This is a genomic window from Shinella sp. OV683 (assembly GCF_057787725.1).
Map to the genome: position 1 here is coordinate 5,214,484 of NZ_CM173543.1, position 25,507 is coordinate 5,239,990.

Annotated in this window: 29 protein-coding genes; 10 read left to right on the plus strand and 19 right to left on the minus strand. The window is 61.0% G+C overall.

The features are described 5' to 3' along the window. The first annotated feature begins 79 nt into the window (after positions 1-79). Positions 80-589: a GNAT family N-acetyltransferase gene (locus tag ACXHRN_RS25195; protein ID WP_488638999.1), complete on the plus strand. Its 510-nt coding sequence runs from the start codon at positions 80-82 to the stop codon at positions 587-589. A 7-nt stretch (positions 590-596) separates the two neighbouring features. On the opposite strand, the gene ACXHRN_RS25200 is transcribed toward ACXHRN_RS25195, so the two are convergent. Further along, complete coding sequence (locus tag ACXHRN_RS25200) at positions 597-1,211, minus strand: hypothetical protein (RefSeq protein ID WP_488639000.1); 615 nt, start codon at positions 1,209-1,211, stop codon at positions 597-599. Between the two features lie 41 nt (positions 1,212-1,252). Then, positions 1,253-1,891: a hypothetical protein gene (locus ACXHRN_RS25205; RefSeq protein ID WP_488639001.1), complete on the minus strand. Its 639-nt coding sequence runs from the start codon at positions 1,889-1,891 to the stop codon at positions 1,253-1,255. Between the two features lie 173 nt (positions 1,892-2,064). On the opposite strand from ACXHRN_RS25205, the gene ppa reads away from it, so the two are divergent. Beyond that, entirely contained in the window at positions 2,065-2,604 is a 540-nt protein-coding gene (gene ppa, locus ACXHRN_RS25210) for an inorganic diphosphatase (RefSeq protein ID WP_488639002.1), read from the plus strand. A gap of 116 nt (positions 2,605-2,720) precedes the next feature. Here ppa and ACXHRN_RS25215 read toward each other — a convergent pair whose 3' ends face one another. Next, a complete protein-coding gene (locus ACXHRN_RS25215; protein WP_488639003.1) occupies positions 2,721-3,011 on the minus strand; it encodes a YggT family protein in 291 nt (96 codons plus the stop codon). A gap of 128 nt (positions 3,012-3,139) precedes the next feature. On the opposite strand from ACXHRN_RS25215, the gene ACXHRN_RS25220 reads away from it, so the two are divergent. Beyond that, complete coding sequence (locus ACXHRN_RS25220) at positions 3,140-4,378, plus strand: MFS transporter (RefSeq protein ID WP_488639004.1); 1,239 nt, start codon at positions 3,140-3,142, stop codon at positions 4,376-4,378. Here the strand turns inward: ACXHRN_RS25220 and ACXHRN_RS25225 are convergent. From ACXHRN_RS25225 to hemC, 6 genes are all read right to left on the minus strand, one after another. Beyond that, entirely contained in the window at positions 4,375-5,112 is a 738-nt protein-coding gene (locus tag ACXHRN_RS25225) for a glutamine amidotransferase (RefSeq protein WP_488642027.1), read from the minus strand. The two genes, ACXHRN_RS25220 and ACXHRN_RS25225, sit on opposite strands and share 4 nt — an antisense overlap. A gap of 80 nt (positions 5,113-5,192) precedes the next feature. After that, on the minus strand, positions 5,193-5,654 hold the full coding sequence (locus ACXHRN_RS25230) for a tellurite resistance TerB family protein (protein ID WP_488639005.1): 462 nt from the start codon (positions 5,652-5,654) through the stop codon (positions 5,193-5,195). Between the two features lie 34 nt (positions 5,655-5,688). Next, on the minus strand, positions 5,689-7,320 hold the full coding sequence (locus ACXHRN_RS25235) for a heme biosynthesis HemY N-terminal domain-containing protein (protein ID WP_488639006.1): 1,632 nt from the start codon (positions 7,318-7,320) through the stop codon (positions 5,689-5,691). Positions 7,321-7,334: 14 nt separating this feature from the next. Continuing rightward, positions 7,335-8,510, minus strand: a complete 1,176-nt coding sequence (locus ACXHRN_RS25240; RefSeq protein ID WP_488639007.1) for a COG4223 family protein — start codon at positions 8,508-8,510, stop codon at positions 7,335-7,337. 79 nt (positions 8,511-8,589) lie between these two features. Further along, a complete protein-coding gene (locus ACXHRN_RS25245; protein WP_488639008.1) occupies positions 8,590-9,315 on the minus strand; it encodes a uroporphyrinogen-III synthase in 726 nt (241 codons plus the stop codon). A 2-nt stretch (positions 9,316-9,317) separates the two neighbouring features. Next, positions 9,318-10,247 (minus strand): hydroxymethylbilane synthase, encoded by a 930-nt coding sequence (hemC, locus tag ACXHRN_RS25250; protein ID WP_488639009.1) that lies wholly within the window; start codon positions 10,245-10,247, stop codon positions 9,318-9,320. A 74-nt stretch (positions 10,248-10,321) separates the two neighbouring features. Here hemC and tsaD point away from each other — a divergent pair, with 74 nt between their 5' ends. The 7 genes from tsaD (at position 10,322) to ACXHRN_RS25285 (ending at position 15,950) form a co-directional block, all read left to right on the plus strand. After that, the gene (gene tsaD / locus ACXHRN_RS25255; RefSeq protein WP_488639010.1) at positions 10,322-11,416 is read left to right on the plus strand and encodes a tRNA (adenosine(37)-N6)-threonylcarbamoyltransferase complex transferase subunit TsaD; all 1,095 of its coding nucleotides are present in this window, start codon (positions 10,322-10,324) and stop codon (positions 11,414-11,416) included. Further along, positions 11,413-12,402 (plus strand): NAD(P)H-dependent glycerol-3-phosphate dehydrogenase, encoded by a 990-nt coding sequence (locus ACXHRN_RS25260; protein ID WP_488639011.1) that lies wholly within the window; start codon positions 11,413-11,415, stop codon positions 12,400-12,402. Before tsaD ends, ACXHRN_RS25260 begins: the two co-directional genes overlap by 4 nt. Before the next feature lie 11 nt (positions 12,403-12,413). Further along, the gene (locus ACXHRN_RS25265) at positions 12,414-12,707 is read left to right on the plus strand and encodes a YciI-like protein (protein ID WP_488639012.1); all 294 of its coding nucleotides are present in this window, start codon (positions 12,414-12,416) and stop codon (positions 12,705-12,707) included. A 3-nt stretch (positions 12,708-12,710) separates the two neighbouring features. Continuing rightward, positions 12,711-13,145 carry an EVE domain-containing protein gene (locus ACXHRN_RS25270; protein WP_488639013.1) on the plus strand — a complete coding sequence of 145 codons (435 nt, stop codon included), beginning with the start codon at positions 12,711-12,713 and terminating at the stop codon, positions 13,143-13,145. Beyond that, a complete protein-coding gene (locus ACXHRN_RS25275; protein WP_488639014.1) occupies positions 13,142-13,786 on the plus strand; it encodes a class I SAM-dependent methyltransferase in 645 nt (214 codons plus the stop codon). The genes ACXHRN_RS25270 and ACXHRN_RS25275 overlap by 4 nt, the downstream gene beginning before the upstream one ends. A 48-nt stretch (positions 13,787-13,834) precedes the next feature. Continuing rightward, positions 13,835-14,773: a tyrosine recombinase XerC gene (locus ACXHRN_RS25280; RefSeq protein ID WP_488639015.1), complete on the plus strand. Its 939-nt coding sequence runs from the start codon at positions 13,835-13,837 to the stop codon at positions 14,771-14,773. Positions 14,774-14,843: 70 nt separating this feature from the next. Continuing rightward, complete coding sequence (locus tag ACXHRN_RS25285; protein WP_488639016.1) at positions 14,844-15,950, plus strand: TraB/GumN family protein; 1,107 nt, start codon at positions 14,844-14,846, stop codon at positions 15,948-15,950. On the opposite strand, the gene ACXHRN_RS25290 is transcribed toward ACXHRN_RS25285, so the two are convergent. From ACXHRN_RS25290 to ACXHRN_RS25335, 10 genes are all read right to left on the minus strand, one after another. After that, the gene (locus ACXHRN_RS25290; RefSeq protein ID WP_488639017.1) at positions 15,943-16,437 is read right to left on the minus strand and encodes a DUF2867 domain-containing protein; all 495 of its coding nucleotides are present in this window, start codon (positions 16,435-16,437) and stop codon (positions 15,943-15,945) included. The two genes, ACXHRN_RS25285 and ACXHRN_RS25290, sit on opposite strands and share 8 nt — an antisense overlap. Before the next feature lie 98 nt (positions 16,438-16,535). Beyond that, complete coding sequence (locus tag ACXHRN_RS25295) at positions 16,536-17,027, minus strand: cytochrome b (protein WP_488639018.1); 492 nt, start codon at positions 17,025-17,027, stop codon at positions 16,536-16,538. A 120-nt stretch (positions 17,028-17,147) separates the two neighbouring features. Then, positions 17,148-18,554 carry a dihydrolipoyl dehydrogenase gene (lpdA, locus tag ACXHRN_RS25300; protein WP_488639019.1) on the minus strand — a complete coding sequence of 469 codons (1,407 nt, stop codon included), beginning with the start codon at positions 18,552-18,554 and terminating at the stop codon, positions 17,148-17,150. A gap of 24 nt (positions 18,555-18,578) precedes the next feature. Next, positions 18,579-19,331, minus strand: coding sequence for an SDR family oxidoreductase (locus ACXHRN_RS25305; protein WP_488639020.1), 753 nt, complete (start codon positions 19,329-19,331; stop codon positions 18,579-18,581). Beyond that, entirely contained in the window at positions 19,331-19,810 is a 480-nt protein-coding gene (locus tag ACXHRN_RS25310) for a hypothetical protein (protein WP_488639021.1), read from the minus strand. The genes ACXHRN_RS25305 and ACXHRN_RS25310 overlap by 1 nt, the downstream gene beginning before the upstream one ends. Positions 19,811-19,826: 16 nt before the next feature. Continuing rightward, the gene (locus tag ACXHRN_RS25315) at positions 19,827-20,468 is read right to left on the minus strand and encodes a LysE family transporter (RefSeq protein WP_488639022.1); all 642 of its coding nucleotides are present in this window, start codon (positions 20,466-20,468) and stop codon (positions 19,827-19,829) included. Positions 20,469-20,499: 31 nt separating this feature from the next. Continuing rightward, on the minus strand, positions 20,500-20,889 hold the full coding sequence (locus ACXHRN_RS25320; RefSeq protein WP_488639023.1) for an MAPEG family protein: 390 nt from the start codon (positions 20,887-20,889) through the stop codon (positions 20,500-20,502). A gap of 53 nt (positions 20,890-20,942) precedes the next feature. Further along, the gene (odhB, locus tag ACXHRN_RS25325; protein ID WP_488639024.1) at positions 20,943-22,151 is read right to left on the minus strand and encodes a 2-oxoglutarate dehydrogenase complex dihydrolipoyllysine-residue succinyltransferase; all 1,209 of its coding nucleotides are present in this window, start codon (positions 22,149-22,151) and stop codon (positions 20,943-20,945) included. A 42-nt stretch (positions 22,152-22,193) separates the two neighbouring features. After that, positions 22,194-22,496 (minus strand): YciI family protein, encoded by a 303-nt coding sequence (locus ACXHRN_RS25330; protein WP_488639025.1) that lies wholly within the window; start codon positions 22,494-22,496, stop codon positions 22,194-22,196. Positions 22,497-22,506: 10 nt separating this feature from the next. Further along, positions 22,507-25,494 carry a 2-oxoglutarate dehydrogenase E1 component gene (locus tag ACXHRN_RS25335; protein ID WP_488639026.1) on the minus strand — a complete coding sequence of 996 codons (2,988 nt, stop codon included), beginning with the start codon at positions 25,492-25,494 and terminating at the stop codon, positions 22,507-22,509. Positions 25,495-25,507 lie beyond the last annotated feature (13 nt).

Below are 25,507 nucleotides of genomic sequence, written 5' to 3' on the forward strand. Positions count from 1 at the left end.
TATTAATTCTTGTGTGGGAAACCTCGTGAAGGCGAATGCGCTGTCTTCCAGTTTCCGAGCGTACGGGTGAAATAGCGTCATGAAGACGTTGTCGATTGAGGTCAGGCGGGCCGAACCGAGTGATGCGCGGGCCGTGGCGGATGTCCACCGTGCATCGTGGTTGCACGCCTATAGTGGCCTGATCCCCCACAGAGCACTGCTTGCTATGCTCGAGCGCCGTGGCGATGCCTGGTGGCGCCGCGCGGCCAATGGCCCCTCGACGTTGCTGGTGCTGGAAATCTCCGGACGAATCGCGGGCTATGCAACGATCGGGCTCAACCGCGCGACTGCATTGAAGCAGGAAGGCGAGATCTACGAACTCTACCTGTTGCCGGAATGCCAGGGCACGGGCCTTGGCGGCTACATGTTCCGCGAATGCCGCGCCATCCTCAGAAATCTCGGCTTCAACGGCCTCGTGGCATGGTGTCTCGAAGACAGCGAGAATGCCGTAACCTTCTTCCGCGCCATCGGTGGCATGGACGTTGCCGAAGGTTTGGAAGATTTCGACGGTACGTCGCTGCGCAAGCTCGGCTTCGTCTGGCAGAACTGATCAGCGCCTATTGCGCGGTCTCGGCTTCGGGGAGATTGTTGCTCGGCTCCCCAGCCTTCTCGCCCTTCACACCATAGAAGATCGGCTTGTCCTTGCCGCAGGCAAAGGCGACCGCCTTGTCGTCCGCCACTTTGCGCGCCAGCGTGTTCGGATCGGAATTGGCGAGGGCGTCGACATAGCCGACGACGCAGCCTCTGGAATCATCGATCTGGCCGACGCGTGAGATCACCAGCACCTGTCCCGCATGCGCCTTGTCCGACATGCCGGTTTCGGGGTTCGAGTTTTCGATATGGAAGCGTAGAATCGCGGCATAGGGCTTGCCCGTGTCATCGAGCCGCCATTCCGCCTTGGTGCCGATATGGTTGAACGGGCCGAATGTGTCGAATGCGTTGTCGATGATTTCCTGGTCGAGATGGCCGAAATACACGGCCTGCCGGACATCGCCTTCCTTGAAATACAACGGATAGTCCTTGTAGCCCTCGCATTTCATCGAGACGAAGTCGCCGGGCTCATCCGGTGCGGTCTGCGATATGGTCTTGCAATGATCGAGGTTTACATCGGTATAGGCGCTCTCGGCGGCGAAGGCAGCTGTCGGCAGCAGGATGCCAAGGAGCAGTGTCATTGCGCTGAAGCTTCGGATCATCACATCCCCCGAACCGTTCCCTATTCGCCGAAGTAGGCCTGCAGATCAGCCGCCTTGTCGCCGCGCTTCCCATGATAGACCGCCTTGTCCTGCCCGCATCTGAAGCCGCGCGCAAGCGCGTCTGCGGTATTGCGGGCCAGCTCATTGGCGTCGGGATTGGCGAGCGCATCGACCAGGCCGACGACGCAGCCTGAAGGTTCGCCGGGCTGGCCGACCCTTGAGATGACCAGCACCTGTCCCTTGATCGGGCCCTTGGCGGTAGAGCCGGGTGCCGGTTCCTCCTCGCCCGTTGAAATCATGAAGCGCTGGATGGCGGCGAAGGGCACGCCGCCCTCGAGGCGCCACTCGACCTTGTCCACGATGCTGTTGAATGGGGCGAAGGACTCCCAGGCCGCGCCTGCCGTTGCCGTAGCAGGATCGCCGTAGTGGACGCTTTCGCGCTCGTCGTTTGAATCGAACTGGACGGAATAGCCCTTGTAGCCCGGACAGGTGACCGCGACCACGCCCATTTCCTCGTCTTCCTTCGTGACCACCGGATTGACCGGTTTGCAGCTGTCGTCGCTGAAATTGAGGTTGGTATAGACGCTTTCGGCCGCAGAAACATGGTGAGCGGCGGGCAGGGCCATCAGCAAACCAAATGCGGCGGCGCGAAAATGCATGGGACCAATCCTTGTTTCCTTCAGGGGTAACGGGTCATCACGCTGCGATATTCTCAGCCACCCGGTCTACGTAAGCCTATCCTTGTCGCGCGGTTTTGTTTCGAAGAACAATATTGTCATCCCTGCCGGATTCCTATATTGCGGTGCAAAATCCTGATCTGGAGGCACTCCCTATGCGTATCGACGCCATTTCCATCGGCAAGAACCCACCCGAAGACGTCAATGTCATCGTCGAAGTGCCGGTTGGCGGCGACCCGATCAAGTACGAAATGGACAAGGAAGCCGGCACGCTGGTCGTCGACCGCTTTCTCTATACGCCGATGACCTATCCCGGCAATTACGGTTTCGTGCCGCACACGCTGTCCGACGACGGCGATCCGATCGACGTGCTGATTGCCTCGACCCGCCCGCTGGTTCCGGGCTGCGTCATCAATGTCCGCCCGATCGGCGTGCTGATGATGGAAGACAATTCCGGCAAGGATGAAAAGATCATCGCCGTGCCGTCGCCGAAGTTGACGCTGCGCTACGAGAAGGTGCATGAATATACCGACATGCCCGAAATCACCATCAAGCAGATCGAGCACTTCTTCCAGCATTACAAGGATCTCGAGCCCGGCAAGTGGGTGAAGCTGTTCGGCTGGGAAGGCTCCGCCAAGGCCAAGGAACTGATCGTCGAGGCGATCGAGCGCGCCAAGGCTGCCAAGGGCAAGTAATCAGTCCTGCTAAGGCACAATTAAATCCTCCGGGTCGCTGGCGATCCGGAGGATTTTTTATGTGTTGTTCTCAGTGCTGCTGAAGGATCAGACGCGATGGGCCGAAGCCCGCCCGGTCACATCGCCAGCGGATAGAGATAATAGATGATCAGCTGCTGGATCAGGTAGATCAGGATGAACACCACGATCGGAGAAATGTCGACGCCGCCGAGATCGGGCATGAAGCGCCGGATTGGCTTCAGCACCGGTTCGGTCATGTTATAAAGGGCGCGGCCGAGCATGTTGACGAACTGATTGCGCGAATTGATCACGTTGAATGCAAACAACCAGGAAAAGACTGCGGCCGCGATAAGGATCCAGATGTAGATATTCAGCGCGTACATCAGCGTGTTGAGAAGCGGAATCATTGTGGTCTCCGTTTAGACGTTGACAGACATCTAATCATTGGCTCTTTATCGGGCAAGAGCGCGCGGCATCGCATCAATCACATGCTTAACGTCCAGCGCAGATTTATCGTCGAGAAAGCCTCCCTCGCATGTCCCTAGACCAAGCTGACGACCGCTTCGCAGCGTTTCGGCATCGCTCCTATACTCTTTTCTTCTTTGCCCGCTTCCTTTCCGGTTTTGCAACACAGATCATCTCAGTCGCCGTCGGCTGGCAGATGTACGACCAGACCAAGAGCACGCTCTATCTCGGCCTGATCGGGCTTGTGCAATTCCTGCCGTCCTTGCTGCTGATCCTGGTCACGGGTTCGGTCACCGACCGCTACAACCGGCGCGCGATCGTCTCCATCTGCCTGACCGTCAGCTCGCTTTGCGCCCTGGCACTGCTGGTGCTGACACTAACGGGCGGATTTTCGCCGCTGATCGTGTTCGGCATTCTTGGAGTGTTCGGCATCGAGCGCGCATTTGCCGGCCCGGCAGTGCAGTCGCTGGCGCCCAACCTCGTCTCCGTTGAAGCGCTGCCAAACTCATTTGCGTGGAACTCGAGTTCGTGGCAGACGGCATCAATTGCCGGACCGGTGGCCGGCGGCCTGCTCTATGGGCTGGGCGCGGAGGTCGCCTATTCCGCGGCACTGGTGTTCATGATCGCCGGTGCCGTGCTGGTGGCGATGATCCCCAAGCCCGCGCAACGAACATCTGCAGAGCCCCATAGTTGGGAATATCTGATCGCCGGGTTCGATTTCATCAGCAAGGAGAAGATCGTGCTCGGCGCGATCTCGCTCGACCTGTTTGCCGTGCTGCTGGGCGGGGCAACCGCGCTGATGCCGGTGTTTGCCTCGGAGATCCTGGTGCTTGGACCGCTTGGGCTCGGCCTGCTGCGTTCAGCGCCGGGCATCGGCGGCATCGCGATGGCGCTCTATCTGGCAAGCTTCCCGATCAAACGCAGTGCTGGCGTGGCGATGTTCACCGGGGTGGCAATCTTCGGAGTCGCCACCTTGGTTTTCGGCCTGTCCAACACGACCTGGATTTCCATCGTCGCGCTGGTCCTCATGGGCGCCGGCGACATGATATCCGTCTATGTCCGCGAGACGCTAATTGCGCTCTGGACGCCGGACGAAGTGCGCGGGCGCGTCAATGCGGTCAACATGGTGTTTGTCGGCGCATCCAACGAACTCGGCGAGTTCCGCGCCGGCACGATGGCGGCGGCTTTCGGTGCTATCCCGGCCGTCGTGATCGGTGGGGTCGGAACGCTTGTCGTGTCGCTCGCCTGGGCGGGACTCTTTCCCAAACTCCGCAAGATCGATTCATTGGCCGCCCCGGACAGGAGCTAAGCCGCGGCCACCAGCCTATGACCAAACACGGTGTCGAGCATGCCAGACATCCAGTTCTTGAGCGCTGCGTCATGCAGGAAGCGGCCTTCGAGATGGCGGTCGCCGGTCTGGGCGTTCGGCAACTCGAAGCGGTGCGCGCCACGCACGACCCAACGATGCATCATCACGCGCGTCAGTTCGCCATGGAACTGGACGCCCCAGGCATTCTCGCCATAGCGGATCGCCTGATTCTCGTAGGTCTTGCCGGTCGCCAGCAGTGTCGCGCCCGACGGCAGGTCGAAGCCTTCACGGTGAAAGTGATAGACCATATCGGGCCAGTCCATGATCTTGCGACCGGCTTCGGTTGATTCGATCGGATACCAGCCGATCTCGGTATGGCCCTCCGTGTGGCTCTCGACCTTGCCGCCGAGATGCTTGACCAGCATCTGCGCGCCGAGGCAGATCCCCAAAAAAGGGCGATTTTCACTGAGGGGTACGGAAATCCAGTCGATCTCATGCTTGACGAAGTCATCGGGATCGTTGGCGCTCATCGGTCCGCCGAAGATGATGGCGCCGGAATGATTGCGCATGGTGTCCGGCAGCCTCTGGCCGAGCGCCGGTCGGCGGATATCAAGGCGATAGCCGCGTGCCTCGAGCATCTGGCCGGCGCGGCCGGGTGTCGAGTTTTCCTGGTGAAGAACGATCAAAACGGGCCGATCATCGACCTTCTTGGTTTTAACGGCATGTCTCAGCATCATCTGCGTTCGATAACCCCACACGGTTAGTTTCACCATTTCCGGATAGCGAAATCCTCCCAGGTCGCCTGGAAATGGCTTTAACTCTTATTCTCCTGCTGCCGCTGTTCGGCTTCCTTGCGCTTGGAAACGCGGTCGCGATCGGAGACGCCGATCAGCTCTGCAATCCGCCACACAAGGTGGTCTTCCAGCTCGTTGCGGTCATTGTCCGCGTGCACGATCTGCCAAAGCATGCCGATAAACTCGGTCTTCTGGCTCTCATCAAGAGCGCGATTGATTCGTGATGTAAAGCGGAAAAGGTCGATCGCGTCCTCCTCCTCCTTGCGCGCGGCGGCCAGCATCTGGTCGAATTCGCCCTTGCTAAGATTGAAATAGGCGCGGATCACCGATTCCAGCGTTTCGGTCTCGGATTCCTGGATCACACCGTCGGCCTGGACGACATTGAGCGCCAGCGCGATGACGGCGATGGTCGTGCTGTCCAGTTCGACGCCCTGGCTTTCGCCGCCGAGCGAGTTGAGAAACGCCATCACCTTGTCAAACATCGCGTCCTTGCCCCATGCTCACCCTTCATGCCCGTCAGAAGAGACGGAATGCGGTCTTTTCGACCGGCTTGATCTTGACGCCCGGATCATCCGGTGGCCTGCCGTAGAAGGGCACGGCTTCCGCCTTGTCACGTTCTCGGTTGTCGCCGCCTGCAGCTTTTGCCTCTGCCGCGATGACCGCTGGCTTGCCCTCCACAGCAACCTTCGGCGGCTTGGCGTCGGCCACGACGACAACCGGCTTGATATCGTTGGCCGGCAGACGCTCTTCGACGATGACTGTAGCAGCAGGGGCGGGTTCTACCACCCGAATGTTGTCGGCGGCCGGCAGCAGCCTGAATGCCTCGTCGGCCTGGTTGCCGTCGGCGTCGATCGTTGCACCGGCCGGTGCGTAAGCACGTTTCCATTCGAATGCGTCGAGACGGCCCGTTACAGGCGAGATCGGCAGCCAATGTTCCGAGATCTGGCCGTCGGCCACCCATTCGGGGTCGCGGCGCGCGCGCAGTGCCTGCGACAGCCAATGGCGAACGCGGCCCTGATCACCGGTCTCGGCCTCTTCGATGTCGGCCATCAGCAGGTATATGCTTTCGCGTTCTTCGATCTTCGCCGCAGCTTCCGCCTTGGCCCGCGCCAGCGGGAAGATGCGGGCATCGAAAGCAGCCGAGGCGATTGCATAAAGCGCTGCGTAGCTATCGGGCTTCATGCTTTCCAGCCGTTCGGCGCGCTTGAGTTTTTCCTGCGCGGAGCCACCACCGGCCGCGACATAAGCTGCGGCGATTTCCGGATGGGCGTCCTGCTTGAAGGCCTGTTCGAGAACGGAGGTTGCCTTCCGGACGTTGCTTTCCCTGACATAGGCCTTGGCGGCTATGGACGCCGCCGGCATGAGGTCCGGCGCGAGCTTCAGTGCATGAACGGCATCCTCGCGGGCGCCTTTGGGGTCGCCATTGAGCTTCGACAGCGCACGGCCAGCCAGCAGCACGGCTTTCTTGCGGTCATGCTTCTTGCGGTCCATGCCCGCCAGCACGCGCTGGGTCTCGAGCAGACGAATCGCATCGTCGTAGCGGCCGGCCTGGGTGCGGTATTCCAGTGTTGCCTCCGCCGCCCAGGGCAAGTGCGGCGCCTTCTCGACGGCTTTCTCGGCGTAGTGGCGGGCCGCCTCGTGGGCGCCCAGCCGCTGTGCCTCGAGATAGAGCCCGCGAAGGCCAAGCTCGCGTGTTTCCGGATCTTCCGCCATCGCCTCGAATTTCTTGCGGGCGTCCTCAGTCCGGCCTTCGATCAGCGCGGCCTGGGCCTCCAGCAGATGAATCAGCGGTTCGGAATCGCTTGAGATCAGTCCCTTGGTGCGATCTAGCATCTTGTGGGCCAGCGGGGCATCGCCGGAGCCAACGGCGATCAGCCCTGTCGATAGGGCTTGGTAGCCACGGTCGCGCTTGCGGGCGCGGAAATAGCGGGTCATCGATTGCGGCGAAGTCCAGATCACCCGGACGACCCACCACGCAAACATCACGATCGCCACGAGCGCGACAATCAGCGTCGCTGCCACCATCAGGCTCATTTCAATGCGCCTGCCCTGCCACATCAGGGTGAGATCACCCGGACGCTCGGCAAGCCAGGAAAAGCCAAAGGCAAGAGCGAGGATAACGGCGATGAAGAAAAGGATACGAATCATCAAAAATTCCTTCTTCAGCCCTTGGGCTCTGTGGTGCTGATCGCCTTGGACAGCGTCGATCCGACGAGATCCTCGACCTTGATGCGTGCATCGAGCGATGCCTTGAAATCGGCTCCGGCCTTCCTGGCTGCTTCGGGAAGCTTAGCCCATTCAGCGGCCGCGCCCTTGAGATTGCCATCGGTGAGATTGGCCTCGATACGCGCAACAACGGCATCGGCGCCCTCACCCTCGACATAGCCGACAGGCCGGACCTTGATGACGGATGTGGCGCTCGACCACAGCCGATCAGCAAAGCTCTGGTCGGGCTGTTGGCCGGCCACTTCGGCCAGCATGATGTCTGCGACGCCAGAGAAATCGCTGACGAGCTTGGCGCGCGCCGGCACACCGGTGGCCGCGAAGGTCTTGAGTTCCTTCACGGAGGGATCGTTGGGATTGATGCCTTCGAGCGCCTGCAACTCGGGGCCGAACGGACCGCCGCGGTCGATCGCAGCCTTGAGGCCCGCCGAGGCGATGGCGACGGCCACCTGAACATCATCGCGCGGCTCGTTGGACTTCTTTTCCAGCGCCTCGATGCGGATCAGCAGCGCGGCCTTGGCTTCATCCTGGGCCTTCTTTGTCTCATCAAGCGAGGTGCGAATCGCTGAGATGTCGCTGCCGAGCGCTGATAGTCTTGTATCGGCATCCACCGACAGGCCATTGGCGGCGGGCAGGCTGGCCATCTTCTGCTCGATTGCCGCGATCTTGTCGTTGACCGGTGAAAGATCGACTGTCGGTGGCTTGGCGTTCTCGACATTGGCGACCGATGTCTTGAGGCTTTCCATTTCGCTGGACAGGAGCTTGAGCGATTCGGCGTTGCGGTTTTCGGCTGCCAGCGACGGCAGCACGCCCCAATATTGCAGGCCAGCCGCGCCACCGAGCGTAATAACGCCGCCGATAACAGCGGCGGCAATCATCGACAGGCTGCCGGCGGGCTTGGGGGAAGCGGAATTTGATGGCGGCGTATTGCTCGCATCTGCGGATGACGCGGTGCTTGCGGGCTCCTCTACCGACTCAGCCGCAGAGGACGCGGATACGTCCTCCTCCGTGCCTTCCGCTTCGCCCGGTGCGATATCCCGCACTTCCTCGGCGGAGAGATCGATGGTGCGGGGTTCGTCATTCGGCTTTGAATGGCGGGTTGGGTCCGTGTCCATGGGTCGTCCCTTTGCTTTTCGTCCTAAACCTTAACCTGCCTATAACGCGCTGCAAGACGATTCTGTCGCGTCAGCGAAATCAGAGCAGGTCGATCAGCTCGTCTTCGTCCGGTTGCTGGCTGACGACGGCGCTGTTGGCGAACTCTTCCGGTACCGCTTCGGCAATATTGCGGCTAAGGCAGAAAAACAGTGTTTTTCTTAATGCTTCCTTACTCACCTGGAAAACCTCAAGCGAAAAGAACGCCTTCGCGTTCTCGCGTGAGAAAAGGAAGACGGCGTCCACGGACTTACCGACCAGCAACGCCTGCTGCTGCTCGATCGGATAATGCAGCTCGGACATGTCATAAATTTCGGCCGTGACGCAATCGATGCCGTTTTCCCTCAGCGTGCGCTCGAACATGCCGGAGCGCTTGGCGCCGGCCAGATAGAGGAGCGGCTTGGATGGCCCGCCCTTGGCGGCATAATAGCCCGCAACCATGGCGGCCAGTTCGCGGCCATTGCCGCCGGCAGCATTGACGTCGGTGAAGCCCGCTTCCTGTGCGGCCCAGGCGGTCGCTTTGCCAACGGTGAAAATCGGTGTGGCGAGATAAGGGTCCAGCAGCGGGCCCAATTGCTGCAGACAGCGGACGGCCTCCGCCGAAGTGACGGCAAGTGCCCAGTAGGGCGATTTCAGCGCGTCTAGGGTCAATGCCAGATCGTGCACCGGCGCAAGCAGCGGCATGATCACTGCTTCGTGCCCCAGCGCTGCAAGCTTGCCGGCCGTTCGCAGGCCCTGGAGTTCAGGCCGTATCACCAGCACGCGCATCTCTAACTCCAGCTTTCGAAAAACGACGGTCCCGCTTTTTGCCTTATAGCATGTCCGGCGCGATGGCCTATCTCGGCTGCTTCTGTCACGGGGCCTTCATCGACAATGCTGTGATGGGTCTGGCCATCCGGGGTCAATACCATTCCGGAAAAGCGCAGCCGGCCGCCCTGGATCGTTGCATAACCGGCGATCGGCGCGCGGCAGGAGCCGTCCAGCACTTCGAGAAAGGCGCGCTCGCAGCTGACGGCCGCGAAGGTGTCGGCGTCATTGATCGGGGCCAGCAGGTCGAGGATCGCCTTGTCGTTCTCGCGGGTCTCGATGCAGATCGCGCCCTGTGCCGGTGCTGGCGGAAAGATTTCGGGATCCAGCAATTCGGTGGCCACTTCAGGCTTGCCGAGCCGCTTGAGCCCGGCATAGGCGAGCAGGGTGGCGTCCGCCTCGCCTTCGGCGAGCTTGCGCAGCCGCGTGTCCACCTGACCGCGGAAAATCTTGACCTGCAGATCGGGCCTCAGCCTGCGCACCAGCGCCTGACGACGCAGCGAGGCCGTGCCAACCACGGCACCTTGCGGCAAGTCCATCAGCCGCGCTGCGACGTGGCTGACGAAGACGTCGCGCATATCCTCGCGCGGCAGATAGGCGGAGATCGTCAGGCCCGCAGGCAGCTTCGTCGCCATGTCCTTGGAGGAATGGACGGCGAAATCGAGTTCGCCGCTCAGCAACTGCTCTTCGAGTTCGAGCGTGAACAGGCCCTTGCCGCCGATCTCGGAAAGCGCGCGATCGGTGATGCGATCGCCCTTGGTCGAAAGCGAGACGATCTCGAACGTGTCCACGGGCAAGCCATGCGCGTCCATCAGGCGCTGCCTGGTTTCATGGGCCTGTGCCAAAGCCAGTGGACTGCCCCTGGTGCCGATCCTGAAAGCTTTTGTTTGCATTTACCGGAATCCGTTGTAATCGCGTTCCAAGTAACCATCTTTCGCTACATCTGCAATCTGCCAAAAGGTCCAACATGCCCGTTCTTCGCGTCCTCGGGATCGAGACAAGCTGCGACGAAACCGCCGCTTCCATCGTCGAGCGCGCCGAGGATGGTTCTGGACGCATCCTGTCCGACGTGGTGCTGTCGCAACTCGAGGAGCATTCCGCCTATGGCGGTGTGGTTCCGGAGATTGCTGCGCGCGCCCATGTCGAGGCGCTGGATGCGCTGATCGAGGAAGCGCTTTTACGCGCAGATACCACGCTCGATCAGGTCGATGCCATCGCCGCCACCTCGGGCCCGGGCCTGATCGGCGGGCTGATCGTCGGGCTGATGACCGGCAAGGCTATTTCCATGGCGACCGGCAAGCCGCTTTACGCGATCAATCACCTCGAAGGTCATGCGCTGACGGCACGGCTGACCGACGGGCTGGCATTCCCCTATCTGTTGCTGCTGGTTTCGGGCGGCCATACGCAATTGATTCTGGTGAAGGCTGTCGGCGACTATGAACGCTGGGGCACGACAATCGACGATGCGCTCGGCGAAGCCTTCGACAAGACAGCCAAGTTGCTGGGCCTGCCCTATCCCGGCGGTCCAGCCGTCGAGAAGGCTGCCCGCACCGGCAATCCCACCCGGTTTGCCTTTCCGCGCCCGCTGGTGGGGGAAGCGCGACTGGATTTCTCGTTTTCCGGATTGAAGACGGCCGTGCGGCAGGCTGCGGAATCGATCGCACCGGTTACCGACCAGGATATTTCCGACATCTGCGCCTCCTTCCAGAATGCCGTCAGCCGCACAATGCGTGATCGCATCGGACGCGGGCTGCAGCGCTTCAACGAACGGTTCGGCAAATCGGCGGACAAGCCGGCCTTGGTCGTCGCCGGCGGCGTGGCCGCCAACACGGAGTTGCGCCAGACGCTGCAATCGATCTGCGACGGCAACAATTTCCGCTTCATCGCGCCGCCCCTTGCGCTCTGCACCGACAATGCCGCCATGATCGCCTGGGCTGGGTTGGAACGCGTGGCAGAACATTTCCCCGCCGACGATCTCGACGTGTCGCCGCGCTCGCGCTGGCCGCTCGACCAGAATGCCCAGACCCTGCTCGGCACCGGCAAGCGTGGGGCCAAGGCATGAGCCGTCGCGAACGGATCGCTGTCGTCGGTTCAGGTGCCTTCGGCACGGCGCTGGCCGCCGCTTCAGCGATTTCGGGCAATGCCGATGTGACCCTCGTCTGTCGCAGCGCCGAGCAGTTGCAGACGCTGATTGCCACGGGTGTCAACGAACGAAATCTTCCGGGGATCAAGTTGCCCAAGGGGTTGGCCTATACCGCAGACGAGAGCGTGATTCGGACGGCATCCATCGTGCTGTTTGCGATGCCGAGCCAGGCGCACCGGCAGGCCGCCCGTGCACTCCACTCGCATCTCTTGCAACATCAATCGATCGTCACCTGTGCCAAGGGCATCGAGAAATCGTCCGGCGAATTGCTGACCACGGTGCTGGAAGAGGAGCTGCCGGAACACCAGATCTCGGTGCTGTCCGGTCCGGGCTTTGCCGCCGATATTGCCAAGGGCCTGCCGACCGCCATGGTCGTCGCCTCGCCGACGATCAAAGAGGCCGAGCGGATCGCAAGACTGATCTCGGGGCCGACCTTCCGGCTCTATCCTTCAGCCGATCGTATCGGCGTGCAATTGGGTGGCGCGCTCAAGAACGTGCTGGCGATTGCTTGCGGCATTGTCGAGGGCGCGGGGCTCGGCGATTCTGCGCGTGCCGCCCTGATCTCGCGTGGGCTTGCCGAGATGTCGCGGCTGGCTTCGGCCTATGGTGCCAGCCCGGATACGCTGATGGGCCTATCTGGGTTGGGCGACCTCGTGCTGACGGCCACGAGCCACCAGTCGCGCAACCTGCGCTTCGGCATCGAGACCGGCCGCACCGGGCGCGCCGTACTGCCCGAAGGCGAACTGGTCGAAGGCGCGCATGCCGCAGCCGTTGCTGCGCGTCTGGCCTCTGAAAAACACATTGAAATGCCGGTGACAAATGCGGTCGCTTCGATCATAGAAGGACGCATCGACGTAAAGTCAGCCATATCAGGCCTGATGAGCCGGCCCATCACCACGGAATGAAAGGGAGACCCATGCTTTTTGCTTTTATCTGCCAGGACAAGCCGAATTCATTGCAGCTTCGCACCGATACGCGTCCCGTTCATGTCGAGTGGCTCAACAGCATCAACGCCGCCGGCACGCTGAAATTCGCCGGCCCGTTCCTGGATGCCGAGGGCAAGTCGAATGGCAGCCTCGTCGTGGTCAAGGCCGAGTCGCTTGAGGAAGCCAAGGCCATTTCTGCCGCCGACCCTTTCGCCAAGGCCGGCCTGTTCGCCTCCGTCGATATCCGCCCGTGGAACTGGGTGTTCAACAATCCGGAGGCCTGATCGATGGCCTATTGGCTATTCAAGTCCGAACCCTTCAAGTTCTCCTGGGAGATGCTGAAGGCCAAGGGCGACGCCGGACAGGAATGGGATGGTGTGCGCAATTATGCCGCCCGCAACAACATGCGGGCGATGCAGATCGGCGACAAGGGGTTCTTCTACCATTCCAACGAAGGCCTAGCCGTCGTGGGTATCGTCGAGGTCTGCGCCCTTGCGCATCGCGATTCCACCGCCGACAATCCCACCTGGGAATGCGTTGATATCAAGGCCGTGGTCGACGTGCCCAAGCCGGTGACGCTCGAAGTGGTCAAGGCGACGCCGGAACTCAGCGAAACGGCGCTGGTCAAGCTGTCGCGCCTGTCCGTCCAGCCGGTTACACCTGCGGAATATGAGATCATCTGCCGCATGGGCGGCGTGGACAATCCGCCCCGCTCTCCATGAAGACCGATCCCGAACGGTTCATTCTCGACAATACCTCGGTAATGTCGCCGCCGCATGTGCCGGAAATCCGGCTGCAGCTTGCGGATGAGGCGCACGATCTCTGGCTGAGGACCGAGGAGGAACTCGAGGAGATCGGCCTGCCGCCACCCTTCTGGGCCTTTGCCTGGGCGGGCGGTCAGGGATTGGCGCGCTACATCCTCGATCATCCCGAAGCGATCGTCGGCAAGCGGGTTGTCGATTTCGCTTCCGGTTCGGGGCTGGTGGCGATTGCGGCCTGCATGGCGGGCGCAGCCTCGGTGCAGGCGGTCGATATCGATCCCTGGACACAGGCGGCGATCAAGCTCAATAGCCGGCTAAACAATATGGAGCTGGATTTCTCCGGTGCCGACATTATCGGCTCCCGGCTCGATGCCGATGTGCTGCTCGCTGGTGACGTGTTCTACGACAAGAGCTTCGCGGACCGCCTGATTCCCTGGTTTGAAGCGCTCGCCAAGGCTGGCATGACCATCATCGTCGGCGATCCCGGACGCTCCTATTGCCCGCGCGACCGCATGCAGTCGCTGGCGACCTATCAGGTGCCGGTGACGAGGGCGCTGGAAGATGCCGAAGTCAAGAAGACGACGGTCTGGCGGTTTTCATAAAGTCCTAACTATTTCGCCGCAATGCTCAGGCAGATTGCGGAGATGAATGTGAACGAAATCCTTGTCATGGCCGATGAGGCCCTGCTGGCCGAGCGAAAGCTCTGGCTTGACGGGTTGGCGCATGAGCGGCGGCTGTCGGATCTCACCGTCGAGGCCTATGAGCGCGACACGCGACAGTTTCTGTTCTTCCTGTCCGGCCATGCCGGTGGGCCGGCGCGGCTCTCTGATATCAAGGCGCTGAGACCGGCCGATTTGCGCGCTTTTCTTGCCCGCCGCCGCAAGGATGGCGCCGGCGCCCGTACGCTGGGGCGTTCGCTGGCAGGCTTGCGCTCCTTCCTGCGATTTCTGGAAAAGAAGGGCATGGCGAATGCGGCGGGCTCGCGTGCCGTGCGCTCGCCGAAGCAGCCCAAAAGCCTGCCGAAGCCCCTGTCGGCCGAACAGGCGCTGCTGGTGTCGTCGGATGCCGGGCAATTGGCCGACGAGCCGTGGATCTCGGCGCGCAATGCGGCGATCCTGACGCTGCTTTACGGATCGGGCTTGCGTATCTCCGAAGCGCTTGCACTGACGCGCAATGATATTCCCGACAGCACAAATTCGCTGCGGATCACCGGCAAGGGCAACAAGACGCGCATCGTACCGCTGCTGGCGGCGGCGAAGGAGGCGATTGCAGCCTATCTCAAGACCTGCCCTTTCGCCATCGATGCGGATGCACCACTGTTTCGTGGTGCGCGTGGCGGGCAGCTGCAGCCGGCGATCATCCAGCGCGAAATGCAGAAGATGCGGTCGGCCCTCGGCCTGCCGGAAACGGCAACGCCGCATGCATTACGCCATTCTTTTGCCACGCATCTTTTGTCGGCTGGCGGTGATCTTCGCGCCATCCAGGAATTGCTGGGCCATGCCAGCCTGTCGACCACGCAGATCTATACGGGCGTCGATGCCGCCCGGCTGCTCGACATCTTCGAGCGGGCGCATCCGCGCGCCGGTTAACCATATCGGTTAAGGGAAAATGAGCGGCTGGTTGCCTATTCTCCGCCCGACTGTTTGAAATGGGGTTTCCATGTCCGCTGCCGCGCCCGAAAACACATTTTCCACCCGCAAGCTCGCTTCCTTGCTCGGTGAGCGGCTGGCCAGCGGCGCGCTCTATTCGCTGATTGTCATTCATCTGCTGGCGGCGCTGTCGCTGGTGATGATCTTGGCGTTTGCGCGTCCGGCCGCAGCGGCCGAGGATCTTGCCTGTGGCGCCAAGGATCTCGTGGCCGAGTTGAAGATCAAGGATCCCGCAGCCTATGCCAAGCTGAGGGCCGAGGGCGCGAAGATCAAGAATTCCGGCACGCGATTCTGGAAGCTGGAAAAGCCGGGCCAGGAGCCCAATTGGCTGCTTGGCACGATGCACCTTTCCGACCCCCGCGTCACCAGCATGCCGGCCGAGGCGAGATCCGCCTTCGACAACGCCTCTACCGTGGTGCTGGAATCCGACGAGATCCTCGATCAGACCAGGGCGGCGGCCAAGCTGATGGCCAAGCCCGACCTGATGATGTTTTCCGGCACGCAAAGCATTCGCGATTATCTCAACCCTGCTGACACGATCGTGCTCGAGCAGCAGTTGAAGGCGCGTGGCATTCCGCTTGGTACCGTCATCAAGATGAAGCCTTACATCCTGTCGTCGATGGTGGCGTTGTCGCCCTGCGAGTTGTCCCGCAAGGCCGGCGGTGCGCCGTTCCTCGACCAGAAGCTCGCCCAGGAAGCGCAAGCTGCCGGCAAGGACGTCAAGGGCGTCGAGACGCTTGCCGAACAGATCGAGGCGATGGCCAGCCTGCCTATGGATTTTCACGTGCGGGCGCTTGTCAGCATTGCGCGCTATCCGCAATTCACCGCCGACATGATGGAAACCACGCTGGGCCTCTATCTCACAGGCGATATCGGCCTTGTGTTTCCGGCGACCATCTATTTCGCGCCGGAGAAGAACGATCAGGACTTCAAGGACCAGCAGGTGTTCGAGCAGCGCCTTATCACCGACCGCAATCATCACATGGCCGATCGCGGCGCACCCATTCTCGCCAGGGGCAATGTGTTCATGGCTGTCGGCGCCCTGCATCTGATCGGCGACGAGGGCCTGATCGAACTTCTGCGGCAGGAGGGCTACACCGCAACGCCGATCATGTAGGCGCGAAACGTCTGCCAAGAGCCGTCAGCGTCGACACAACGATCAGTCGGTGAAATGGCGTAACGGCGGCGATGTATATCCGGCCCAGCAGGATCTTGCGATTGACCAGTGTCGTGGCGCTGACGATCTTGTGCATGCCGCCGGCGTTCCGGACCTCGATGACAATGCGAAAATCCAGGTGCCGGTCGTCGAAGCCGAGCACGACTTCGCGATCGCTCTTGCTGACCACCGGGAACATGCCGATCATCTCGATTTGGCCGGGTGATTGCACGGTTGCGGGTTTCAAGCCAACCAAGCTGGTCGCAGCGTTGCGCAGGCGCATCAGCAGCCGGACCCAGGGTGGAAACTGGCCGACCGCCATGTGTGCAGCAGCCACTGCCGAGAGGTCAGGCGTGCTAATCTCGAGCTCGTAGCAATCGGCCCAATTGGCCGTCGGCAATGCCGGATGCGGCAGGTATGGCTTTACCGAAACCGGTTTTTGCGTCATGGCCGAACTACCCTTTGTCGATCGCTTGATCCTACCCCATCTCCGGCTTCGACAGTGGTTATTTCGGCTGGCTGCGGCAATATGCACGCGCTTGCCTGCTATCCTCGCGTCATGCGTTCCAGCACATTGGTTCTCCAATAGAATTTGTGCACGAAGACCGCAGCTATATGGCCGATGAGTAGCACCCAAAGCACCAGCTTAAGAGGTCCGCTGTGGAGGAAGCCATTGAAATCCACGCCCCAGTAAAACTTGGATATGCCAGTGATCGGCATGGCGATCAGCAGCAGATAGAGAAGTCCGTGTGCGACCTTTGACAGGAGGCGGAAGAGCGCGGGCTCATCTGCAGGCGCTTCGGGTGCGCCCTGCACGAGGCGCAGGATCAGCCGCAATAGTGTCAGGCCGAGGATCGTAAAGCCTGTGTAAATGTGGATGCTAGCCGAGGTCCATTGGTCCGGCGTCGGCGTCTTGCCACCATCCAGAAGGTCGGCGACGCGTTCGATCTGTCCCGGAAGGAGCAGGTTGAAGAAGATCAGCAGCGTCGTCAGCCAATGGATGACGCGCTGGGGAATACTGTAGGCCAACGGTTTCATTTTATTGCCTTTTATCAAGATGATAGTGGGTACTGGGCAATAGAATGACAGATTGCGCCAGGACCAAGGCGCAATCTCATTTCTTACGGCGATTTAAACTTGCCGTAACATCGCCGCGGATCACATATGGATCGGCTTGAAGAAGGTCGCCAGTGCAGCCTCCTTGACCGCTTCCGACATGGTTGGATGGGCATGCGTAGAGCGAGCGAGATCTTCCGACGAGCCGCCGAATTCCATCAGCACCACGGCCTCGTGAATCATCTCGCCGGCGCCGAAACCGACGATGTGGACGCCAAGCACGCGGTCAGTCGTCGCATCGGCGAGGATTTTGACGAAACCTTCAGTGGCCTCCATGGCGCGCGCGCGGCCATTGGCGGTGAAGGGGAACTTGCCGGCCTTGTAGTTGATGCCGGCAGCCTTCAGCTCTTCCTCTGTCTTGCCGACCGAGGCGACTTCCGGCTGGGTATAGACCACGCCCGGGATGGCATCGTAATTCACGTGACCATGCTGGCCGGCCAGGATTTCGGCGACGGCAACGCCTTCGTCCTCGGCCTTGTGGGCGAGCATGGGTCCCTTGATGACGTCACCGATCGCGTAGATGCCGGTGACCGAGGTCTGGTAGGAGAGGTTGACTTCGACGCGGCCACGGTTGTCCATCACGACGCCCGCTTCGGCGAGGCCGAGCTTGTCGCTGAAAGCCTTGCGGCCGGTGGCGATCAGCACGACATCGGCATCGATGGTGGTGGCCTCACCACCCTTGACGGGCTCGAAAGTCACCTTGGCGCCCTTGCCGGATTTTTCGACCCCGGTCACCTTGGCGCCGAGCTTGAATTCAAAACCCTGCTTGGCGAGCATGCGTTGGAACTGCTTGGAGACTTCGCCATCCATGCCGCCGAGAATGGTGTCGAGATATTCGACGACCGTGACCTTGGCGCCCAGCCGGCTCCAGACCGATCCAAGTTCGAGGCCGATGACGCCGCCGCCGACCACGACGAGGTTTGCCGGTACTTTTTCGAGCGCCAGCGCGCCGGTCGAGGAGATAATGATCTTCTCGTCGATATCGACCTTGACGCCCGGAATGCCGGCAACATCGGAGCCGGTGGCAATGACGATGTTCTTCGTCTCAAGCACCTGAGCCTCGCCGGTCGGGCTGGTGACCTCGACCTTGCCCTGGCCGAGAATGCGGCCGGTGCCGTGGATGCCGTCGATCTTGTTCTTCTTGAACAGGAACGAGACGCCATCGACATTCGACTTCACGACGCTGTCCTTGAAGGCGAGCATCTTTTCAAGATTGAGCTTGGGCTTGCCGAGTTCGATGCCGAGGCTGTCCATGCCGTGCGAGGCGTGGGCATAGAGTTCGGAAGCGTGCAGCAGCGCCTTGGAGGGAATGCAGCCGATGTTCAGGCAGGTGCCGCCGAAGGTGGCCATTTTCTCCACCACTGCGACCTTCAGGCCGAGCTGGGCGGCCTTGATGGCGCAAACATAGCCCCCCGGGCCGCTACCGATAACAACAACATCGTAAGACATGAACATTTCCCTTGTTTCAGGCGGCTATCGCCCGCCGCTGACATTCAGAATGGCACCCGTAATATAGGAAGCCTGGTTGGATAGAAGAAAGAGCACCGCATCGGCGACTTCGTCCGCCTGGCCGGCGCGTTGCATCGGGATGCCATCTGCAGCCTCTCGGGCCCGGTCGGGCGTGCCGCCGGAGGCATGGATGTCAGTGTCGATGATGCCCGGCCGCACTGCGTTGACGCGGATGCCTTCCGCTGCCACTTCGCGCGCAAGACCGACCGTGAGAGTGTCGATCGCGCCCTTCGATGCGGCGTAGTCGATGTAGTAGTTCGGACCACCCAGCAGAGCTGCGACCGAGGAATTGTTGACGATCGCGCCACCATGGCCGCCATGGACAGTGGACATGCGCTTGACCGCCTCGCCGGCGCAACGGATCGCGCCGATGACATTGATATTGAACATTCGCTCGAGCCGCTCGCGCGAAAAGCTGTCCAGCCTGGCCTTTTGGTCGACGACGCCGGCATTGTTGAACAAGCCATCGAGCCGGCCAAATTTTTTGTCGACCGCGTCGAAGATTGCGAGAACGCCCTCTTCCGTACCAGTGTCGCCCCGAATGATCTCCGCAATGCCGCCTGCCGTGGTGATTTCACTTGCAAGGGTCTTGGCGGCGCTCTCGTTGGAGACATAGTTGATCAGCACGCACCACCCAGCAGCCCCCGCTTTGCGGCAGACGCTGGCGCCGATGCCTCGGCTTCCTCCGGTGACGAGAAGAACGGGTCCGTCGCTCATCAGCGGCAACCTTTCAACGTGAATACGTCCCAGGGCGCAACCGTGGCCTTTTTCGGACCCCAGGCGCTCGATTGGGCGAGCGATGGGCCGAAGCCGGCCAACAAGATTTCTGGTGCGGCGTCAGCCTCCTGCGATGGCAACAGATCCAGCCTGCCCGCATTGTTGGCGTAGACGAAGCCTTCCCAGACGGTGCAGGCGGCGAGGTCGGCGCCGGTTACGTCGCCTTCGGGGCAATTGTTGAACAGGATGCCGTTCGATCGGTTGACGGGTTCGGACGGCATGACATAGCCGTCGAGCACCACTTCGGAATTGTTGATTTTGACCTTGATGCGGTGGCTGGAGGACGCAGCGTCGGAATCCACCGGCTCGAAGGACAGTTCATAGGCGCCGTCCCTGTCGCCGTAGAAGGCTTTCTGCTGGACGCATGCGGCATGGCCAAGAGATGGCGCCAGGAGCGCGGCACTGGTCATTATTGTCATCCAGCGGCGCATCATCTCAGCCAGCCTTTTCAGTCGCGAGTTTCAGGCCGAAGCCTATGAACACCACGCCGCTGACGCGGTCGATCCATTTCGAGGCCCGGCTGAAAGCTGCACGCATCCGCGCCGTGGTCATGAAGAAGGAGACGCCGACGAACCAGGCGATCAGGCCGCTCGCCATCACCAAGCCATAGACGAATTTGACGCTGTCGGGCGTGTCGTGACTGACGACACTCGAAAACACCGACAGGAAGAAGAACACTGGCTTCGGGTTCAGCGCATTGGCCATGAAGCCGAGCAGGAACGCCTTTTTCTTCGATTGCCGCCTGCTATCGCTGGTGCCGGTTGCAGCCATGGCGTTGACGTCGGTCTTGCCGGCCCTCAGCGCCGAAATGCCGATATAGATGAGGTAGGCGACGCCCAGCCACTTGACGATGTTGAACAGCAGGATCGACTGCGAGATGATCAGCCCAAGCCCGAGGATCGTATAGGTCATGTGGAATATCAGCGACGTGCCGATGCCGAATGACGTCAAGATCGCTGCGCGCCTGCCATGCACGACGGATTGGCGGATGACCATGGCGAGATCCGCGCCCGGCGAGACGATCACGAAGGAGAAGATCGCCATCAGCGAGGCTATTTCGATGAGATAGTGATGCATGTCAGTCTCCGAGCAGGCCAGTTGAATGCAATCAGAAAAGCACGCCGATGAACATCATGGCAAGGCCGATGCCGGCAATGGTCCAGGTTGTTGTCCGCAGGTAGCCGAGGCCTGCCACATAGAACGGCCAATATAACACCCGGGCGGCGATATAGACGATCGCGCCCCAGGCCGTGAACCAGTCCCTGCCGCCGGAAAGCTCGGCGGCTACCACGAGAGCGACGAAGAACGGATAGGTCTCGAGGAGATTCCTCAGCGCCCGATCGCTGCGTGATGTGTAAAGTCCTGGCGTGAACACCCTGTCGCGCCTGGAATCATAGCTGCGAATTCCTCGCTCGGCATAGAGCACGACGACTTGCCCGCTGATATAGGCGAAGCCGAGGGCCGTACTCCAGACAAGGCAAAGCAATTCGGTCGACATCGGCAACGTCTCGCGGGAAGGAAAGGCCGCCCGAAGGCGGCCTTGGCTAGTTCTTAGAGGTCGAGAATCAGGCGTTCCGGATCCTCGAGGCTTTCCTTGACGCGGACGAGGAAGGTGACCGCTTCCTTGCCGTCGACGATGCGGTGATCGTAGCTGAGCGCCAGATACATCATCGGGCGGATGACGACCTGACCGCCGATCGCCATCGGGCGATCCTGGATCTTGTGCATGCCGAGAATGCCGGACTGCGGTGCATTGAGGATCGGCGAGGACATCAGCGAACCATAGACGCCACCGTTGGAGATGGTGAAGGTGCCGCCCTGCATGTCGGCCATCGAAAGCTGCCCATCGCGGGCAGCCTTGCCCAACCGACTGATATCCTTCTCGATCTCGGCGATCGACATCTGGTCAGCATCGCGCACGACAGGCACGACAAGACCCTTGTCGGTCCCGACGGCGACGCCGATATGGGCATAGTTCTTGAAGATGATGTCGGTGCCGTCGATCTCGGCGTTGACGGATGGAATTTCCTTGAGCGCGTGGGTCACGGCCTTGGTGAAGAAGCCCATGAAGCCGAGCTTGACGCCATGCTTCTTCTCAAAGACGTCCTTGTATTTGGTGCGCAGCGCCATGACGGCCGACATATCGACTTCGTTATAGGTGGTCAGCATGGCCGCAGCGTTCTGTGCGTCCTTGAGCCGGCGTGCGATCGTCTGGCGAAGACGGGTCATCTTGACGCGTTCTTCACGAACCTGGTCGTCAGCCGATGAAGTCGGGCGCGCAGCAGCAGGCACGACGGCCGGCGCTGCAACGGACGAGCTCTTGGCGATGGCGGCGAGCACGTCTTCCTTGAGCACCTGGCCGCGCTTGCCCGAACCTTCGGCCACAGCGACACTGCTGTCGGCTATCAGCTTGGCAGCAGAGGGCGCAGCGGGCATGGCTGCCTGGGCAGGTGCTGCCACCGGAGCCGCAGCGACAGGCGCGGGTTCGGCAGGCTTGGCAGCGGGGGCCGCGGCAGCACCGGTGCTGGCCGAGATCTGGCCGAGCAGGCCACCCGGCGCGACGGTGTCGCCAGCCTTGGCGGTGATTTCGGAAAGAATGCCGGCGGCCGGTGCGGGGACTTCGACCGTCACCTTGTCGGTTTCGAGCTCACAGAGAATTTCATCGGCCTTGACCGTATCCCCGACGTTCTTGAACCAGGATCCAATCGTGGCTTCGCTGACGGATTCGCCAAGGGTAGGGACGCGGATTTCGGTGGACATTGTTCAGTTCCTGAATGTTTGACGTTTGAGGAATGTCTGGTTTCAGTTTTCGCGAAGAATGAGCGAAGGAATAGGTGCAACTTCATAGCGAAAACCGAGTAGCGCCTTGACGACCGGATCGGCCTCGCCGAGCGCTTCTGCTTCCGCCTCGTTTTCGGTCTCGACCACCGCCATGCCCCACGGGCCTTTGGGATCGAATACCGGTCCGACGGCGACGGCCAGCTTCTTTTCAGCCAGCCCCCGCCAATATTGGGCATGCGCGTTCATGGCCGTCTTTTCCGCTTCGCTCATGTCGAAGGGAAAAGTCGGTCGCGGTGCGATGAGCTTCAGATGAAAGTAGCCCATCGCTCTGTCCTCAGCTGCCGAGTGCGTCTTCGAGGAAGGCGGCGAGCTGCGCAAGATGCTTGGACATCAAGCCCGTTGCCGTGGAGGCAGCGGCCGGCCGGCCCGTATAGCGAACGCGCTGATACTTGGCATCGATATGCGCCAGCACCCATTCCAGATACGGATCGATGAACGACCAGGCGCCCATGTTCTTCGGCTCTTCCTGGCACCAGACCATTTCGGCATGACGGAAGCGGCTGAGTTCGTTGATCAGTGCCTTGGCCGGGAACGGATAGAGCTGTTCGACGCGCAACAGGTAGATGTCGTCGATACCGCGCTTTTCGCGTTCCTCCAGCAGGTCGTAATAGACCTTGCCGGTGCAGATCACGACGCGACGGATCTTGGCATCCTTCTGCAGCTTGATCGGGCCGTCCTTGATGACTTCCGCATCGTCCCAGAGCAGGCGATGGAAAGAGGATTCGCCTGCCATCTCGGACAGCGAAGAAACTGCCTTCTTGTGGCGCAGCAATGACTTCGGCGTCATCAGGATCAGCGGCTTGCGGAAGTCGCGCTTCATCTGCCGGCGCAGGATGTGGAAGTAGTTGGCCGGGGTCGTGACGTTGGCGACCTGCATGTTGTCTTCGGCGCACATCTGCAGGAAGCGCTCAAGGCGGGCCGAGGAATGCTCCGGACCCTGACCTTCATAGCCGTGCGGCAGCAGGCAGACGAGGCCTGACATGCGCAGCCACTTGCGTTCGCCCGACGAGATGAACTGGTCGAACACCACCTGGGCGCCGTTGGCGAAGTCGCCGAACTGGGCTTCCCAGAGCGTCAGCGCGTTCGGACGGGCCAGCGAGTAGCCGTATTCGAAGCCAAGCACGGCTTCTTCGGACAGCATCGAGTTGATGACCTCGAACTTTGCCTGGGTCGCCGACAGATTGGCGAGCGGGATGTAACGGTCTTCGGTTTCCTGATCGTAGAGAACCGAATGACGCTGCGAGAACGTGCCGCGTTCGCAATCCTGGCCGGACAGGCGGATCTTGTGGCCATCGAGGCAGAGTGCGCCGAAGGCAAGGGCTTCGCCCATTGCCCAGTCGATACCTTCACCCGTCTGGACCATCTGCGAGCGGTTTTCCATGAAGCGCTGGATGGTCTTGTGCGCCTTGAAGCCTTCCGGAATCTCGGAGAGCTTGCGGCCAATTTCCTTGAGCTGCTTCATCGGCACGGCAGTCTTGCCGCGACGCTGCTCGTCGGCATTGTCTGCGGTCCTGAGACCGGACCACACGCCGTCGAGCCAGTCGGCCTTGTTGGGCTTGTAGGCCTGGCCGGCTTCGAATTCCTGCTCGAGACTGGCGCGCCAATCGGCCCGCATCTTCTCAAGCTCGCCCTGGGTGATCAGGCCCTCGGCAATCAGGCGTTCGCCATAGATCTGCACGACCGTTTTGTGCGATCGGATGACCTTGTACATCTTCGGCTGCGTGAATGAAGGCTCGTCGCCTTCATTGTGGCCGTAGCGGCGGTAGCAGAACATGTCGATGACGACAGGCTTGTAGAACTTCATGCGGAATTCGGTGGCGATCTTCGCCGCAAAAACGACAGCTTCCGGATCGTCACCGTTGACGTGGAAGATCGGCGCCTCGATCGTCTTGGCAACGTCGGACGGATAGGGCGACGAGCGCGAGAAGGCCGGATTGGTGGTGAAACCGATCTGGTTGTTGATGATGAAATGCATCGTGCCGGCGACACGGTGGCCGCGCAGGCCGGACAGGCCGAGAATTTCGGAAATCACGCCCTGGCCGGCAAATGCCGCATCGCCGTGCAGCAGCAGCGGCAGCACCTTGGAGCGCTCCTTGAGCGGAATGATATCGCCGTCCCACTGGGTGGCGAGCTGGTCCTGCTTGGCGCGCGCCTTGCCCATGACGACGGGGTCGACGATTTCCAGATGCGATGGGTTGGCTGTCAGCGACAGGTGAACCTTGTTGCCGTCGAATTCACGGTCGGAGGAGGCGCCGAGATGGTACTTGACGTCGCCCGAGCCTTCGACATCGTCAGGCGCATAGGAGCCGCCCTTGAATTCGTGGAAGACCGCGCGGTGCGGCTTGTGCATGACGTTGGTCAGCACGTTGAGGCGGCCGCGATGGGCCATGCCGAGGACGATTTCCTGCAAGCCTTCGGAGCCGCCACGCTTGATGATCTGTTCAAGCGCCGGAATCAGCGATTCCGAGCCGTCGAGACCAAAGCGCTTGGTGCCCTTGTACTTGACGTCGATGAACTGTTCGAAGCCCTCGGCCTCGATCAGCTTGGAGAGGATCGCCTTCTTGCCTTCAGGGGTGAAATCGACGCCCTTGTCGGGGCCTTCGATGCGTTCCTGGATCCACTGCTTGATCTCCGGATCGGAGATATGCATGAACTCGACGCCGAGCGTCGAGCAGTAGGTGCGCTCAAGCAGTTCGATCATCTCGCGCGCGGTCGCGTATTGCAGGCCAAGCACGTTGTCGATGAAGATCTTGCGATCCATGTCTTCGGGGCCGAAGCCGTAATTGGACGGCGACAGTTCGCGGTAATCCTCGACGGGGGCGGCAATTTCCAGCGGATCGAGCTTGGCATGCAGGTGACCGCGCATGCGATAGGCGCGGATCATCATGATGGCGCGGACGGAATCACGCGCGGCCCGCTGGATTTCTTCGGGGCTTGCAGGCTTGCCGGTGATCTCGACAGCTTTCGCCTCGATCTTCTTGGCTACGGCCTTTTCGACCGCCGGCCAGTCGCCATCCAGCGCACTGACCAGCTCGCCGTTGAGTGGCACGGGCCAGTTCTTCTTCTGCCAGGAGGCGCCCTTGGCTGCCTTGGAAATATCTGCGGGGCTATCTTCGAGGGCACGGAAGAATTCCTGCCACTCGGCGCTCACCGATCCGGGATTTTCCTGGAAGCGTGCATAGAGCTGCTCGATATAGAGCGCATTGGCGCCATCGAGGAACGAAGTTGCTGAAAACTGCTGGTTGGCCTCTTGCCTTGCCATTTTTCCATTGCGG